Origin of the sequence: Pumilibacter muris (genome assembly GCF_943193045.1) — a bacterium.
Classification (GTDB): domain Bacteria; phylum Bacillota; class Clostridia; order Christensenellales; family Pumilibacteraceae; genus Pumilibacter; species Pumilibacter muris.
Genome location: NZ_CALPCN010000003.1, coordinates 225,869 through 241,423, shown reverse-complemented (window position 1 = coordinate 241,423; position 15,555 = coordinate 225,869). Strand labels below are relative to the sequence as shown.

Annotated in this window: 14 protein-coding genes; 3 read left to right on the top strand and 11 right to left on the bottom strand. The window is 48.0% G+C overall.

All coding sequences use genetic code 11. From position 1 onward, the window contains the following. Positions 1-187: 187 nt before the first annotated feature. On the bottom strand, positions 188-2,521 hold the full coding sequence (locus NFR62_RS05750; protein ID WP_251615660.1) for a Tex family protein: 2,334 nt from the start codon (positions 2,519-2,521) through the stop codon (positions 188-190). 291 nt (positions 2,522-2,812) lie between these two features. Here NFR62_RS05750 and NFR62_RS05745 point away from each other — a divergent pair, with 291 nt between their 5' ends. From NFR62_RS05745 to NFR62_RS05735, 3 genes are read left to right on the top strand one after another with little or no spacing between them, the layout of a single operon-like run. After that, positions 2,813-3,088 (top strand): YabP/YqfC family sporulation protein, encoded by a 276-nt coding sequence (locus tag NFR62_RS05745; protein ID WP_251615657.1) that lies wholly within the window; start codon positions 2,813-2,815, stop codon positions 3,086-3,088. Continuing rightward, complete coding sequence (locus NFR62_RS05740) at positions 3,088-3,414, top strand: hypothetical protein (protein ID WP_251615654.1); 327 nt, start codon at positions 3,088-3,090, stop codon at positions 3,412-3,414. The genes NFR62_RS05745 and NFR62_RS05740 overlap by 1 nt, the downstream gene beginning before the upstream one ends. Before the next feature lie 27 nt (positions 3,415-3,441). Beyond that, entirely contained in the window at positions 3,442-3,903 is a 462-nt protein-coding gene (locus tag NFR62_RS05735; protein WP_251615650.1) for a tRNA (cytidine(34)-2'-O)-methyltransferase, read from the top strand. A 74-nt stretch (positions 3,904-3,977) separates the two neighbouring features. On the opposite strand, the gene rbr is transcribed toward NFR62_RS05735, so the two are convergent. The 10 genes from rbr to NFR62_RS05685 all read right to left on the bottom strand — a co-directional run bounded on the left by rbr (position 3,978) and on the right by NFR62_RS05685 (position 15,553). After that, the gene (rbr, locus tag NFR62_RS05730) at positions 3,978-4,517 is read right to left on the bottom strand and encodes a rubrerythrin (protein ID WP_251615647.1); all 540 of its coding nucleotides are present in this window, start codon (positions 4,515-4,517) and stop codon (positions 3,978-3,980) included. 94 nt (positions 4,518-4,611) lie between these two features. After that, complete coding sequence (locus NFR62_RS05725; protein WP_251615644.1) at positions 4,612-5,550, bottom strand: ROK family protein; 939 nt, start codon at positions 5,548-5,550, stop codon at positions 4,612-4,614. A 34-nt stretch (positions 5,551-5,584) separates the two neighbouring features. After that, complete coding sequence (locus tag NFR62_RS05720; RefSeq protein WP_251615641.1) at positions 5,585-7,267, bottom strand: hypothetical protein; 1,683 nt, start codon at positions 7,265-7,267, stop codon at positions 5,585-5,587. 127 nt (positions 7,268-7,394) lie between these two features. After that, a complete protein-coding gene (locus NFR62_RS05715; protein WP_251615638.1) occupies positions 7,395-9,584 on the bottom strand; it encodes a SpoIIE family protein phosphatase in 2,190 nt (729 codons plus the stop codon). Between the two features lie 136 nt (positions 9,585-9,720). Then, on the bottom strand, positions 9,721-10,314 hold the full coding sequence (rfbC, locus tag NFR62_RS05710) for a dTDP-4-dehydrorhamnose 3,5-epimerase (RefSeq protein WP_251615635.1): 594 nt from the start codon (positions 10,312-10,314) through the stop codon (positions 9,721-9,723). Then, entirely contained in the window at positions 10,315-11,175 is an 861-nt protein-coding gene (gene rfbD / locus NFR62_RS05705) for a dTDP-4-dehydrorhamnose reductase (protein ID WP_251615632.1), read from the bottom strand. It abuts the gene before it with no gap. Beyond that, positions 11,176-12,195 carry a dTDP-glucose 4,6-dehydratase gene (rfbB, locus tag NFR62_RS05700; RefSeq protein WP_251615629.1) on the bottom strand — a complete coding sequence of 340 codons (1,020 nt, stop codon included), beginning with the start codon at positions 12,193-12,195 and terminating at the stop codon, positions 11,176-11,178. Positions 12,196-12,208: 13 nt separating this feature from the next. Then, a complete protein-coding gene (gene rfbA / locus NFR62_RS05695) occupies positions 12,209-13,105 on the bottom strand; it encodes a glucose-1-phosphate thymidylyltransferase RfbA (RefSeq protein WP_251615626.1) in 897 nt (298 codons plus the stop codon). Then, the gene (locus tag NFR62_RS05690) at positions 13,102-14,538 is read right to left on the bottom strand and encodes a lipopolysaccharide biosynthesis protein (protein WP_251615610.1); all 1,437 of its coding nucleotides are present in this window, start codon (positions 14,536-14,538) and stop codon (positions 13,102-13,104) included. Before NFR62_RS05690 ends, rfbA begins: the two co-directional genes overlap by 4 nt. Continuing rightward, positions 14,531-15,553, bottom strand: coding sequence for an NAD-dependent epimerase/dehydratase family protein (locus NFR62_RS05685; RefSeq protein WP_251615605.1), 1,023 nt, complete (start codon positions 15,551-15,553; stop codon positions 14,531-14,533). The genes NFR62_RS05690 and NFR62_RS05685 overlap by 8 nt, the downstream gene beginning before the upstream one ends. Positions 15,554-15,555 lie beyond the last annotated feature (2 nt).

Sequence of the window (15,555 nt, the reverse complement as noted above, 5' to 3'; positions counted from 1 at the left end):
ACTACGTTTAGGGTCTTTTCATTTTACAATAAGTTTTTCTTAGCGGGCACGCGAAGCAATCCCCTACGCCATACTGTCATTGCGAGCGCAGCGAAGCAATCCCCTACATCAAGCGATTAGCGCAACGTTCCACGCTCAATATTAAGATTGCCGCGTTGCGCTTATGCGCTCTTCACTAACTCTAATTTTACTTTTTCGAAAATTTGTTTTGCAACGCTTTAAGCATGTCGTCGAGGCTGCGTTCGCGGTTGTTCCCGCCGCCGTTTTTGCCGTTGTCGCGGCGATTGTCGCGGTTGCGGTTATCGTGGCGGTTGTCGCGCGGGCGGCGTTGCTCTTTATTTTGCTCTTTGGGCTTATTTTCGGAATCGGGGCTTTTCATGCTAAGGTTTATGCGCTTTTTCACGGGGTCTACGCCTATAACGCGCACGCGAACCACGTCGCCCACCGTAAGCGCCTCGCTCGGGTGTTTAATGTAGCGTTCGGATATTTCGGATATGTGCACCAAGCCGTCGTGATGAACGCCTATATCCACAAACGCGCCGAAGTCTATAACGTTGCGCACCGTGCCCGTGAGTTCCATTCCCACTTTAAGGTCGTTTATATCCATAAGGTCGGCGCGAAGAAGCGGAGGCGGCAACGTGTCGCGTATGTCGCGTCCGGGCTTTATAATTTCTTCGAGCACGTCCATAAGAGTGGGCTCGCCCACGTTAAGTTCTTCGGCAACTTTTTTAGAACCTTCAGCCGAAACCTTGCCGCGCACGTCCGCGATATTTCCGCTTTTCACGTCGTCGTCGGTTTTGCCGTAGCGGGCAAGAAGTTTTTCGGTGGCTTCGTATGCTTCGGGATGAACGGCGGTGTTATCAAGCACGTTGTCGCCGCCCGGTATTCTCAAAAAGCCCGCGCACTGCTCAAACGCTTTGGGTCCGAGTTTGGGAACCTCGCGTAGCTGTTCGCGCGTTGTAAACGGCTTTTGCTCGCGGTATTTAACTATATTTTTGGCAATCGACGTATTTAGCCCCGACACGAACGACAACAGGCTATACGACGCCGTGTTAAGGTCTACGCCAACGCTGTTAACGCAGTCTTCCACAACGCCCGTTAAAACTTCGGTAAGTCTTTTTTGCGGCATATCGTGTTGATACTGCCCCACGCCTATGCTCTTCACGTCTATTTTAATTAGCTCCGCAAGAGGGTCGAGCAAACGGCGCGCAATAGAAATCGCACTGCGGTATTCCACAGTAAGGTCGGGGAACTCTTCGGCGCCCAACTTGCTCGCCGAATAAACGCTCGCGCCCGCCTCGTTCACAACCGCGTAAGTTATGGGGCGTTCGCATTCCTTTATGAGCTCAGCAACAAAAATTTCGCTCTCTTTGCTCGCGGTGCCGTTGCCTATGCTTATAACGTCTACGCCGTGCTTTTCGATTAGCTTTTTAAGCGCGGCTTTCGCCTCTTCGATTTTCTTTTGCGGAGGCGTAGGATATATAACGGTATGGTCGAGAACGTTTCCGCTCGCGTCTATAACCGCAATTTTGCAACCCGTTCTGTAAGCGGGGTCGAGCCCTAAAATAACTTTTCCTTTAAGTGGCGGCTGCAACAAAAGCGGTTTAAGATTTTGCTCGAACATTTTAATTGCCTGCTCGTCTGCCTTTTCGGTAAGTTCGCCGCGCACCTCGCGCTCTATAGACGGGAAAATAAGTCGCTCGTAGCTATCGGCGATAATATCGTCCATAACCTGCGAGAATATGCTCTCTTTTTTATAATACGCTTTTATTTTTCCGAGCGCAGTCTCTTCGTCGGCTTTTAGCGACACTTTTAAACATTCGTCCGCCTCGCCGCGATTTACGGCAAGTATTCGGTGGCTGGGAATAGCCGCAATCTTTTCGGAAAACTCGGCATACATTTCGTACACCGTCTTTTTGGCGTTGTTGGGGTCTTTGGGGTCGAGTTTAGCGTCCAAAGTGGCTATTTCATACATAAGCGCGCGCAAAGTCTTTCTTATATTCGCGTCGTCGGATATGCGCTCGGCTATAATGTCTTTCGCTCCCGCAAGCGCGTCGGCTGCCGTGTTCACTCCCTTTTCTTCGTTCACATAAGGTTCGCAAAGCGCAAGCACATCGCCTTCGGTAAGTTCCTGCGCCATAATAACGTCGGCAAGCGGTTCGAGTCCGCGTTCGATTGCAACCGAAGCGCGAGTCTTTTTCTTCTGCTTATACGGGCGGTAAATATCTTCCACTTCGGTAAGAGTAACAGCCGCGTCGAGAGCCGCTTTAAGCTCGTCGTTCCATTTTTCCTGAGCCTCGATTGCCGCCTGCACTTCTTCTTTGCGTTTAACAAGATTACGCAAATACGCGAGCCTATCGGCAAATTCGCGCAAAACTTGGTCGTCGCACGCGCCGTGCATTTCTTTGCGGTAGCGCGCTATAAACGGAATGGTATTTCCGTCGTCGAGTAGCGCGACTATGTTTGCGGCATAATCTTCCCGCAAGGTAAATTCTTCACTAAGCTTTTTAACAATGTCCATTTTTTACCTCTTGTCGGCGTTAGCCGAGTTATTGCGCGAAAACCGCCAATCGTAAGCTCAGTTTCCCGCACTGATATATTGTAGCAAATAGCAAAGAAAAAAGCAACTTTTTTCAAGGCACCCGCGCGAAAGTATATTCTTTTAATATTTGCGTTCACAGCGCGGATTTTTAACGTTTTTCGTGGTATTATACGCTTTCGACGCATATAAATAGTTGAGGCAAATTTATAGGCGCGGCGTTTTTCAAACAAACCGCGCTCATAAAAACGTTTGCGACAAGGAGTTCACGTTATGGAAAACACTGAAAACGTAAAACTGCGCGGCGGGCACGAATTTAAACTCGTTTGCCGCGAAAAAGGAAGTCTTACGGGCATCGAAAAAGTTGTGTCGTCGTGCGACACTTCGCTTAATCTTATATCGACGTGCGGCAATCTTTTGATTTCGGGCGAGAAACTCAAAATAATAAAATTCAACGCGTCCGACGGCACGCTCGACTTCGAAGGCAGCGTGCAATCGGTGAAATACAGCGGAGCAAAACAACCGCTTTTCAAACGTATTTTTAAATAATGGCGGGCATCGTATTCGCGCTGTGCGTTGCGGCAGGACTTGCCTGCGGCACGGTTGAGGGAGCGCTCTCGCCGCTCAGAAAATCGGCGGGAATAGTGTTCACCGTTATAACCGACGTTTTAATTGCTTTTGCGCTCGTAGGTTCGCACGCCGCCGTTATGTATTTTTTCGGAAGCGGACTTTTTTACCCTTACGCAATAATGGCGCAGGCGTTGAGTTTTTTGATTATGCACACCGTAGTAACGCTTGTTTTCGGAAAGCTCGGAGCGCGTTTCAAAAAGAAAAGCCGCAAAACTCTATCCTCCCCGCCCGCACCGCTTGATTAAACCGAAAATTCGTGCTATACTGTGTTTATGCTGAACATTGTATTGGTGGAGCCCGAAATACCGCAAAACACGGGAAATATTTCTCGCACATGCGCTTGCACAAACACCCGACTGCATATTGTTAAGCCGCTCGGCTTCGAACTTAGCGACCGCACTCTTAAACGCGCGGGGCTTGATTATTGGGACAAGCTCGATTGGACGGTATACGACGACATAGACGATTTTTTCCGCAAAAACGAAGGCGGAGTTTTTTACTACCTTTCAACCAAAGCAAAAAACCGCTACACCGACGCAAACTTTCCCGACAACTGCTATCTTGTGTTCGGAAAAGAAACCAAAGGCTTGCCCGAAAAACTGCTTTCCGCAAATCCCGACTTTTCGTTGCGCATACCTATGGGCAAAAACCTGCGCTCGCTCAATCTTTCGAACAGCGTGGCAATAGTGCTGTACGAAGCTTTAAGGCAACATAACTTTTTCGATTTAATGTAAAACCTTTAAATATTAAAAAAGCGTTCGAATACAACGGCGAACGCTTTTTCATATTATATTTTATTTTTGAACTTTCAGTAATTGTTTTCTTTAAGCATAAAATAGCTTTTCGGGTGCGCGCATACGGGGCAAACTTCGGGAGCCTTTTCGCCCGTGTGCAAATGTCCGCAATTACGGCAACGCCACACCACAATTTCTTTGCGCTCGAACACGTCGCCGTTCTTTATATTAGCCAAAAGCTTCAAATAGCGTTCCTCGTGGCTCTTTTCGATTTCGGCGACAAGCGAGAAAAGCTTTGCAATGGAATCGAACCCTTCGGCTTTCGCCTCTTCCGCAAAGCGCGCGTACATATCAGTCCATTCGAAGTTTTCTCCGTTAGCGGCGTCAACAAGATTTGTTTCGGTATCCGCCACTCCGTTATGCAAAAGCTTGAACCAAATTTTTGCGTGCTCTTTTTCGTTTGCCGCCGTTTCGGTGAAAAACTCGGCAATTTGCTCGTAGCCGTCTTTCTTCGCCTTGCTCGCATAATAGTCGTATTTGTTGCGAGCCATACTTTCGCCCGCGAACGCTTCCATAAGGTTGGCTTCCGTTTTTGTGCCTTTCAAAGATTTCATATTTTTGTTTCTCCTTTTAATATTTATATGCAAAAGCCGCCTCTTAAATACAAAAACGACTTTATTTGCGCGCGCTGTAAAATAATTTTAACCCTTACATTACCAAACTTGCCGCGCCTATCACGCCCGCGTCATTTCCGAGCGACGCCGTAACTATTTCGGTGCGCACTCCGCTGTTTCCCACTCCGTAGCTTAGGCGGTCTACCCGTTCTTGAAGCGGTTCGGTTATATATTTTTCCTGCGCGCTCACTCCGCCGCCTATAATAACCGCCTGACTTCTGAATACGTTCACAATGTCGGTTATACCTTCGGCAAGATAGTCGAGAAATTTATTTACAACACGCAAGGCGGTGGCGTCGCCTTTTTTCGCGCACTCGAAACTTGTTCTGCCGTCAACCTTATTAAGGTCGCCGTCAACGAATTTCCACATTGCGCTGTTGCGGTCGGTTTGCATAGCGAACACGGTGTCGCGGATAAGCGCGGTAGCCGAACAATACGCTTCCAAACAGCCGTTACGCCCGCATGTGCAAGGCACTCCGCCATAGCGAATAACCATATGCCCGATTTCCGTTCCCATGCCGCGATAGCCGTCGAACAGCTTGCCGTTCACAACTATTCCGCCGCCCACTCCTGTGCCGAGCGTTATAAACGCCGTGTCGGAACAGCCCTTGCCCGCGCCGAAACGCGCTTCCCCGAGCGCCGCCGCCGACGCGTCGTTGCACGCCTTAACAGGCTTATTAAGCGCTTTGCAAAGTTTTTTCACAAGAGGCACGTTTTCCCAGTAGAGGTTGCAGCTATACATTACGTCGCCCGTTTCGCTATCGACAGTTCCCGGACACCCTACGCCCACGCCCTCGTAAACGTCGTTTGCCGCAAGTTCTTTTATTTGCGCGATTATATCCGCTATAAGTTCGTCGCTTTTGCGCGTGGCAAGCGTGGGAATAGACGACCTCCGCAAAATTTTCCCGTTCTCGTCAACGAGCGCGGCTTTCACAGTGGTTCCCCCAACGTCAACCCCTATGTATTTTTTCATTGCAACTCCTTCACGCTCGCGCAATAGTCGGGCGCTATTTTATGATGATAGTGTTCAGCGAACCTGTGATTTCTTGCTTTTCCTGTTCGCGCTTGCCGTTAAGGTATTCGTTGAAAACGGCGGCGGCGTTGCGCCTGTTCAAAATTATGTATTTACGCGTGAGCGGCAAATTATTGATTTCGGCAACAACCGACTTACTCTCGGCGGAATTTTTAGGCTCCGACCGTTCCGCCGTTTTAGCTTCGTCTTTCGCGGCGGAAATTTTCGATGGTTGCGCCGAGCTTTTTTTCGTAGTTGCGCCGCTTTTTTTGCGCGTTGAAGCGGGTTTCTTTTTTTCGGATACCGCAGTCGTTTTCTCCGTTCCCAACGGTTTGGCGGGAGTTTTAGGCGTTTGTTTAGCCGAAGCGAGTTCTTTCTCCCGCTCCGAATCGGAAACGACTCTGCGTTCGATTTCTTCTATATTTTTGGCTGTGGGACGGCGTATTATAGTGCGCACGCGCGTGGGAATAAGCGATTCGTCGTAGTCGCCGCGAGCGGGCTCCACCTTACGGCTTGCCGACATGTTGCGCGTAGCTCCGCTATCCGCTTGTTGCGAAAAAGAACGAGCGAGCGTATTCGCAGTAGTCGCCGCATAATTATCCGGCGTTTCGTCCTCTTCTTCTATTTCTTCTTCCCGCTCGGGTTCGCTTTCGGGCTCGTTGGCAAACGCGAAATCTTCGTAGCTCGGCTCCGCATTTTCCTCGTCGAGTTCTTCTTCGGCGCAAGGTTCTCTCTCAAAATCGCCGTCGGTTGCAAAGCCGTTATTTTCTTCGTCATAGTCTGAGGTAAAGTCGGAAAAGTCTTCGTCCTCGTCGTCGTATTCCTCTTGCCCTACGTCCTCTTTTTCGGCGAACAAAGCCGCAGGAATATATTCCGAATCGTCGGCTCCGTCGTTAAGCGTCCCCTTGTTAGCGGTTGCGGGATTTTCGAAAGCGTCGGAAAGCGCGTATCCCTCTTTAATCGCGCGACGCAAGCGGTCGTCTATTTCGTCGTCTAACGGTTCGTGCTCGCCCGTTACGAGCTTATCTATTTCGTCTACTATATTTCTCGCTTCCGCCGAATCTATCCCGTCGGACGGCTCCGAAAATTCCATTTCGCCGGTTTCTTGCGCGAGCGCGACGGGTTCGTTATAAAGCGTATCCTCATCGTCGCCCTGCTCCTTCGGCGCAGTCTCTTCAAAAATCTCGCCTTTTTCGGGCTCGCTATTTTCGCCGCTTTCGGCGGGAGTAACGCACAAGGTTTTCGTAGCTTGTTTTTTCGCTTTTTTCTTTGAGTAAGTTTTTATCGAAACCGCAAGCATGGCAATCAAGCTCAAAAAGCACAACGCAAAAGGCGCCGCTATGCCGAACCATTTCAAGCGGTTAAAAAACACTACGGCAATTCCGAGAGCGGGAACGGAAAACAGCTTTTTTCCCGCATATAAAAACGCGAGAACGCTTCCGTCCGAACTCACTGAAAGCTTGAACAACTCGTATTTATTCACAACGGCAAAAGCGCCAGCAACGAACGCTATTATGAACGCGAGCGAGCCGAAAAGCAGCTTTAAAACGTCGAAGCCGCGCCGCACCCGTTTTTTCCGTGCAACGGCAACAATAAACATTATGACGAACAAAAGCGCCAACGCCGCCGCCACTGCGCAAAATACGATAGACGATGTATGCTCCGTCAAATACTTCATTAAATAATATTATACAATCGCTCATGAATTTTGTCAACCGTAAGCGGAGCATTTATATTCGAACCCGCTTCGGTTATTTTAAACTAATATAAGTATTTATGCGGCGAACTCGTTTCATATTCGTATTTTAATATTTTTTTTCGAAAATTCGGGCGCAAAGCACGGTGCCGTCGTCGCGCAGTTTTCCCCTTTGCGCGGCGGTAGCGTATTCGAGAAGTTCCCGCGCTTTTGCCTGAGGTTCGCAAGCATTGCTCGTTGCGGCAGCCGCAATCAAGCTTTCGGTTGAACCGAGCGCGTCGGTAACTCCGTCGGTAGCCATAATTATTTCGTCGCCGGAACGCAGATTTTGCGTGGAGTGCCCGCACTGCACTTGCTCGAACACCCCCATAGGAAGAGCCGAACCCGAAATCGCTCTAACGCCCTCCGCAGTTTTTATTACGGTGGCGGGCGACGAAAGTTTGATTATTTCGGCAACGCCGCTGTTAAGGTCTATCACCGTAATGTCGAGAGTGGAAAATCTTTCGCATTCGTTTAACGCGAGAAATCTGTTCACGCACTCTACCGCGCTCATGGAATCGAGCCCCGCTTTAAAGAAACTTTCAACTAATTCTATTGCGGTTTCGCTCGCTTTTCTCGCCGCGTCGCCGCTTCCCATACCGTCGCACAGCGTCATCATAAAACGGTCGCCGCCCAGCCTTATAAACGAGTGGCTGTCGCCGCTTCGCGTCTCTTTGGCGCTTGCAGCCGCCGAAAAAGCCACGTCGTAGCGCGGCGCTTTTGCAAAAAGCAACAATGTGTAGCCGGGAAGCACGTCGGCGCCCCCTCTTATGCAACGATACGGAGCGTGCATCGTTTTACTTACGGCAGAGGTTATTTGTTCGTTTGTGAGCTCTTCCGACTGCAACACTACCGACACGGTTTCATCGGTTACTATAACTTCGGGCACAACGGCGCCTCTATATGAAAGTTCTTCGGCTATCCGCTTTTCCTTAGCTGTGTCGAACTTTGCGGGCTCCTTAACTCGGTTGCCCATTTGCTTTAAAACTTCCGACATTAGCCCGAGTTGTTTCGCAACTATATTGCGCCCTTCCCTTCTCGCCTCGCTCACAATAAGCTGTTCGTGTTTGAGCTGAGCGGATTCCGTTGCGCCCGAAATAAGCGCCGCAAGATTGCCGCACGTCGATAAAAGCGCGGGCACTTCCGAAACGCTCGCCCTACCCTTTGCGGCTGAGCTTCGCTCCATTTTATCGAGCGCTTCTCGGTAGCCGCCCACTTGCGAACACTGTGCGTAACCCGAACAGCGAGAACAAACGTTCTTTTCGAGCACGCTCGTTTCTTCCGCGTCGGGAACCTGCTCCATAGCTATTTTCATATCGGCGAATATTTGCGACGCGCCGAGCAAGTTTTTTCCCGTTTCGGAAGCCGCGCGGTTCACTATGCCGCGCGCGGCGGTTGCGGTTACGGGGGCGAACAAAACGTCGCGCACTTTGCCGAGCAAACTTTTGGGCACGAATGCGAACGACAGCGCGCCCACAGCAAAGCACAGTATTTGTTGCCACAACGGAGGAGCCGAAAAGAGGTATGCGGCAAGAACGTATGCCGCCGCCGTTGAAAGCGAAGATATTGGGCGAGGCGCTTCGGCGAATATTGCGGTTACAAGCGCGGCAAACGCCATAAACGCTATGGGCGCGACTTGCTCGGAGCCGAGAGCTATTCCGCAACCGAAACAAATTGCAACGGCGACAGAACCCGAAAGCGAGCCTACGCCCGCCGCGAACGGAATTGCGAAAGCTGCCAACAAATACGCCGCGTCGAACCCCTCGACTTGCATTTTGCCAAGCCCGAGCGACGCGCAAATAAGCAAAACGCCTCCGCAAACAAGCTCCGTTTCCAAAAATTTATATTTGAGTTTTTGCACAAGCACGGGGCGCAAAAAGCAAACCGAAGAAACGAATATTCCCGCAGCTAAAACGCTCCACACCAAAATTCTCAAATACCCGAGTGTTGAGTGCATTAAAAGCAGCGAGCACTGCGCCGCCGCAAAAAGCGACAAGAACACCGCTCTTTTTGCGCGCGTGAATTTCAGCCCCGTAACTCCCGCCGCGAACGAAACGACGCTAACCGCGAGAGCATATAAAAAAGTTTCCAACGAAAAATCGAAAATAAGCGAAAACCCCATGTAAGCGGGCAAAACGACAATAGCGGGCATTCCGCAATAAACGAGCGCGGCGGCAAACCCCGCGCCGCAAGGACGCATGCCCGAAAACTCCGCGCCGCAAAGCGCGGCAAGAGAAAACAACATAAATACGTATTTCAATATCGCCCGTTTTATCAAACAAAAAACCCGACCTTTTCAAAAATGCGTCGGGTTATATTATACCTTACCTAAATTGAGGAAATATACATACAATTTGTCGAAAACGGTTCTTTTTGGGCGCAACAACCCGCGTAGTTCAAAATAACGAGTCGAGAGTTTTCCACAGCTTATCTTTGTCCGACATTATTACGTCGGCGCCGTCTTTAAGTTTGTATCCGCTCGGGTCGGCGTTACCGCCGTATACCCCCGTAACGCCCCAGTCTATTCCTATTTTCGGGTCGTTCCATGCAATTCCGCCCTCGTCGCCGGGATGATAAAAATCTGTAACTTTATAGCAAAATTCGGCAGTATCGGAAAGCACCAAAAAGCCGTGAGCAAAGCCTTCGGATATATAGAACTGTTTTTTGTTTTCTTCCGTAAGTTCCACGCCGAACCATTTTCCGAACGTCTCGCTTGTAGGGCGCACATCTACGGCAACGTCAAAAACTTTACCTTTTATAACTCTTACGAGTTTGCCTTGCGGATATTGTTTTTGAAAATGCAATCCGCGCAAAACGCCTTTAACCGACATGCTTTGATTGTCTTGAACGAAATTCATGTTCAAGCCGTGTTCTTCCATGTCGCGCTTATTATACGTTTCCATAAAGTAGCCGCGATTGTCTCCGTGCACCGTCGGTTCGATTATATAAAGCCCTTTTATAGGCGCGTCGATAACTTTAATTTGTCCCATTTAATAACCGAGCTCCTTTAAATATCTTTTAAGCGCGTCTTGCCAAGCGGGCAAAAGCTTAAACCCGTTTTCCGTAAGCTTGCTTTTATCCAGCCTGCTGTTACGCGGACGAGCCGCCTTACTCAATCCGTATTCTTCGGTAGACACGGGAACAACTGTAACACTCAATCCCGCCTGACGAAAAATTTCTTCCGCAAAGTCGGCCCAACTCACATATCCGCCTTCGTTAGTCGCGTGATAATATCCGTATTTTTCCGTTTCAATCATATCAGCCAACAAACGAGCCAAATCGTAAGTATAGGTAGGCGTTCCTATTTGGTCGTTCACAACGCGCAAACTGTTGTGCGTTTGGGCAAGTTTTAACATTGTTTTTATAAAATTGTTCCCGCTCTTACCGAACACCCAAGCTATGCGCACAATAAAGTATTCGTCGAGCGCGGCGGCAACAGCCCGTTCCCCCGCAAGTTTGGTTTCTCCGTACACGTTAAGCGGCTTATATTCTTCGCAGTCGGGCTTCCATGCCTCGTTTCCCTTTCCGTCGAACACATAATCGGTTGAAAGATACAACATTTTGGCATTGTGCTTAAAACATTCTTTCGCAACGTTTTCGGTGCCGTCGGCATTCACCTTTTTTACGAAAACTTTGTTGCATTCATCTTCGGCGGCGTCAACCGCCGTCCATGCGGCGCAATGTATTACCGCCTGCGGGCGCACGTCGTTCATAACGCGCGACACGCTTTGGCAATCGGTAATATCCATTTCCTCTTTATCCACGCCGAAAGCGTCGTGTCCTCTTAAAATCAATTCGCGCATTACGTCGGCACCGAGTTGTCCGCGCGCGCCCGTCACTAAAATTTTCATTTATCTGTTACCGTACATCTTTTCGTAATATTCTTTATATTCGCCGGAAATTATCGTTTCCCACCACTCACGATTACTAAGATACCATTCGATTGTCTTTTTTATACCGTCCTCGAATTTGGTTTCGGGAAGCCAACCGAGTTCTCTGTGAATTTTAGAGGGGTCGATTGCGTAACGCATATCGTGCCCCTTGCGGTCGGCAACGAAAGTTATTAGGCTTTCGGGCTTATTTAACTCTTTGCATATAATTTTAACTATGTCGATATTTTTCATTTCGTTATGACCGCCTATATTGTAGACCTCGCCCGCTCTGCCTTTGTGAATTATAAGGTCTATCGCTTTGCAATGGTCTTCAACATACAACCAGTCTCTTACGTTCTCTCCCTTGCCGTAAACAGGAAGCGGTTTATTGTTTAAAGCGTTGGCTATCATGAGCGGAATAAGCTTTTCGGGGAAATGATACGGTCCGTAATTGTTGGAGCATCTGCTCACGCTAACGGCAAGCCCGTAAGTTCTGTAATACGCCAGCGCCAAAAGGTCGGCAGCCGCCTTGCTCGACGAATAAGGGCTCGACGTATGAATAGGCGTTTGCTCGGTAAAAAACAAATCGGGTCGGTCGAGCGGCAAATCGCCGTACACTTCGTCGGTGGAAACTTGATGAAACCGCTTGATTCCGAATTTTCGGCAAGCATCCATAAGCGTAGCCGTGCCCATAATATTTGTTTGCAGAAAAATACCCGGTTCTTCTATGCTGCGGTCAACATGACTTTCGGCGGCAAAATTTACCACCACGTCAGGCTTTTCTTCTTCAAACAGCGCGAAAACGGCGTCTCTGTCGCAAATATCCGCTTTAACGAAACGGAAATTCTTGTTCTTCATTACAGGCGCAAGAGTCGAAAGATTGCCCGCATAAGTCAGTTTATCCAAACAAACCACTCGGTAGTTCGGATATTTTTCCATTATGTGAAATATAAAATTGCTCCCTATAAAACCGGCTCCGCCGGTTACTATCAACGTCATTTTTTCTTTTCTCCTAATATAACCCGTCAAGATATTTGCCGTCGGCAACTTCTTTTAAGTATCTTCCGTATTCGTTTTTGAGCATAGGCTCGTAAAGCTTAACAATCTGCTCTTTTGCAATCCAGCCGTTTAAATACGCTATTTCTTCCAAGCAACCTATTTTTCTGTGTTGGTGCGTTTCAACCGTGCGCACAAAATTCGTGGCGTCAACAAGGCTGTCGTGTGTGCCCGTGTCGAGCCAGGTGAATCCCTGACCCAAAATTTCCACGTTAAGCTCGCCGTTTTCAAGGTATATTCTATTCAAATCGGTAATTTCCAACTCGCCGCGAGCGGAAGGTTTAAGCGTTTTCGCAAGCTTAACCACTTTGTTGTCGTAAAAATACAAACCCGTGACGCAATAATTGCTTTTGGGGTTCGCAGGTTTTTCCTCAATCGAAATCGCCTTGCCGCAAGAATCGAATTCCACTATTCCGAATCTTTGGGGGTCGTCCACATAATAGCCGAATATTGTGGCGCCGCAACCGCTTTCCGCATGAGAAACGGCAGTTTTAAGACGCTTGTTAAGCCCGTGCCCCGCAAAAATATTGTCGCCGAGCACCATAGCTACACTGTCTTTTCCTATAAACTTTTCTCCTATAACGAACGCCTGCGCAAGCCCGTCGGGCGACGGCTGAACCGCATATTCGAGCTTTATGCCGAGAGCGCTTCCGCTGCCGAAAAGCTCTTTAAATCGCGGCGTATCCTGCGGCGTCGATATTATAAGTATTTCCCTTATGCCCGCGTTCATCAAAACCGACAACGGGTAATAAATCATGGGTTTGTCGTATACGGGCAACAGTTGCTTGCTTGTTACCCTCGTAAGCGGATAAAGCCTTGTTCCGCTTCCGCCCGCAAGTATTATGCCTTTCATTCCGTTTCTTTCTCCTCTTTTTTACGTTTGAATATTCTGCCTAAAACCGCGCTTACCGCTTTGCGATTTATTACGCAGTACACCGCAAAAATCCCCAAATAAACCAAACAACCCAACCACAAATTAAGCAATCTTGCGCACAATATAAAACCTGCGGTCATAAACGCTTCAACAATAAAATCTGCAACTATTCTCACCCGTATGGTTTTTAGAACGCATATTTCCGCAAGAATCGAATTGAGCATCACAACTATTACCACGCTTATAAGAACAGCGTTTAAACTGTTGAACACATACGCGCTAAGCAAAAACGCAATAACCCCTATGGCGATTGACACCAAATTTACAACCATCATTGCCTTTTCTTTGCGGTAAACTTTAAGATAGTTGTTAGTAAGCAAACTTACTTTCGAAGAATATATGATAATAGGCAACAAAATTCCGAGATACGTTAAACTAACCGAATATTTGGGAATCCATTTATTTAAAATCCAACAACCCGCAAAATAGAAAAGCATTGCGAAAAAGAGTATAAACGACAGTATTTTTCGTATTTGCCCGTACATTTCGGGCAACTTTTCTTCATCGGCCCGCTTCAACGACGGAAACATAACCACGCTTATAGCCGTAACAAACGACAAAAATATGTTCGATATACTGAACGCGAACGAAACCTTTCCGAAAACAAGCTCGTTCCAACGCCACTGCGTAATCATTTTCGCGCTGCCTACCATAAGCGCCGCCGACCAGTTAGCCAACATCAAAATTATGCCCGACGCAACGTTGATTTTCAGTTCCTTAAAAGCCTCTTTTAATCCGAGCGCTTTTTGAAAATACAAACCTTTATTAAAAATAAAGCCTATGCCCATTCCAACGGCGTCGCCGCACAAATCCGCCGCGCAGTACCAATAAAAATCTTTCACGCCGAACAGCAACAGCGCAACCACAATCAAACCGTAGGCAAGGCGCTGCGCTATTATCATAACCGCGTATTTATTGATTCGGTTGGTTATTTGAAACATGTAGGAGCCGTAAGTTACCAAATTCTTCGTAACTATGGCAATGCCAACGAATATAAAAATAAGTTTGTAATCACCGCCCAAAACAGTAGCCGAAACTATTGTTACAACAGTAGTTAGCGCGCAAGTGAACAGCAACAGAATTTTAAACTGCGACCTAAGTCTTTCTTTATCAAGCTCGTCGTAGTCGTATTTGGAATAACGCAAAACAAGCCCGTCGAGCAGACCGAAATGCAGAACGCCCACATACCCCGCGTAAAGCACATAAATTTGCCACGACGCATATTGATACACGTCGATAAATCGCGGAACGATAAGCGCGGTAACAAAGCTCACCGCCATCGATATAATCTGTGCCGCAAGCGAAATTATTACGTTGCTCGCAAATTTTTTAGTTGTTATTTTCTCAGCCATTAAACTCCGTTGTGTCAAGTTCGCTTTCTCTGCGGTTTTTCATGTGTAAAATCATTTCCGAAAAAGCCGTCATTAAATCCGTTTCGGCTTTCCAACCGAGCTTTTTAAGTTTATCGCAACTCAAATTCATCTTCAACGTGGGAGCGTATCCGAGAGCGCCCGCGTCTTTTTCTTCGCAAATCCGCACTTTTGTTTTTCCGACGCCGAATTTCTCGGCAACGGCATTCGCCATAGAGTAAACGGAGCAATAAGTTTGTTCGTTAGCCGCGTTATACGCCTCGCCCGATTCCCCGTTTAAAAGCACGGTTAAAATAGCGGTAGCGGCGTCGGCGGTATATAAATAATTGCGCTTTGTTTCTCCTTTTGTTTTCAAAACAATGTCTTTGCCTTCTATAACGCACCTTGCAAATTCGGCGAACACCCTTCCGTCGTTATACGACACTCCCGGACCGAAAGTTTGGGTTAAACGCACTATCTTTGCGGGAACGCCGTATTCTTTCGCATAAGAGGCGCACAAACTTTCGCACGCTCTTTTGCTTTCGGGATAGCATGAACGAACGCTCGTCACGTTCAAATTGCACGGAAATTCCTCGTTTATCTTAGAGTCGGTTTCTGGCGTGCCGTATACCTCCATAGTGGAAAGATATACCATTCCTTTAACGTCGTTCGCCTTGCAAAACTTCAAAACGTTTTCCGTGCCTTTAATATTGTTCAATATTACTTCCACAGGCTCTTCAACAAACTTTTTGCTTGACGTTTGGCCAGCGCAATGTATCGCATAATCCACGCCCATATTTTCGGGCTTAAGATTGCAAACGTCGCAATTTAAGTATTCGATATTCCCCGACAACTCGGAAAAAGCTTTTTTTGCCTTTTCGACGTTTCTGACAGCCGCAATTATCTTTACGGGAGCGGTAAATTTATAGGAACTCAGCAAAGAAACAAGCGCCTTACCCACTAAGCCGCTCGCGCCCGTAATAAACACAGTTTTACCTTCCAAACGCGACAAATCCATTG

Bases quoted from the DNA above. Each gene is read 5' to 3' on its own strand.
- rfbA (WP_251615626.1), bottom strand. From the start codon at position 13,105: ATGAAAGGCATAATACTTGCGGGCGGAAGCGGAACAAGGCTTTATCCG.
- rfbC (WP_251615635.1), bottom strand. From the start codon at position 10,314: ATGGGACAAATTAAAGTTATCGACGCGCCTATAAAAGGGCTTTATATA.
- NFR62_RS05720 (WP_251615641.1), bottom strand. From the start codon at position 7,267: ATGAAGTATTTGACGGAGCATACATCGTCTATCGTATTTTGCGCAGTG.
- rbr (WP_251615647.1), bottom strand. From the start codon at position 4,517: ATGAAATCTTTGAAAGGCACAAAAACGGAAGCCAACCTTATGGAAGCG.
- NFR62_RS05740 (WP_251615654.1), top strand. From the start codon at position 3,088: ATGGCGGGCATCGTATTCGCGCTGTGCGTTGCGGCAGGACTTGCCTGC.
- rfbD (WP_251615632.1), bottom strand. From the start codon at position 11,175: ATGAAAATTTTAGTGACGGGCGCGCGCGGACAACTCGGTGCCGACGTA.
- NFR62_RS05745 (WP_251615657.1), top strand. From the start codon at position 2,813: ATGGAAAACACTGAAAACGTAAAACTGCGCGGCGGGCACGAATTTAAA.
- rfbB (WP_251615629.1), bottom strand. From the start codon at position 12,195: ATGACGTTGATAGTAACCGGCGGAGCCGGTTTTATAGGGAGCAATTTT.
- NFR62_RS05750 (WP_251615660.1), bottom strand. From the start codon at position 2,521: ATGGACATTGTTAAAAAGCTTAGTGAAGAATTTACCTTGCGGGAAGAT.
- NFR62_RS05725 (WP_251615644.1), bottom strand. From the start codon at position 5,550: ATGAAAAAATACATAGGGGTTGACGTTGGGGGAACCACTGTGAAAGCC.
- NFR62_RS05685 (WP_251615605.1), bottom strand. From the start codon at position 15,553: ATGGATTTGTCGCGTTTGGAAGGTAAAACTGTGTTTATTACGGGCGCG.
- NFR62_RS05735 (WP_251615650.1), top strand. From the start codon at position 3,442: ATGCTGAACATTGTATTGGTGGAGCCCGAAATACCGCAAAACACGGGA.
- NFR62_RS05690 (WP_251615610.1), bottom strand. From the start codon at position 14,538: ATGGCTGAGAAAATAACAACTAAAAAATTTGCGAGCAACGTAATAATT.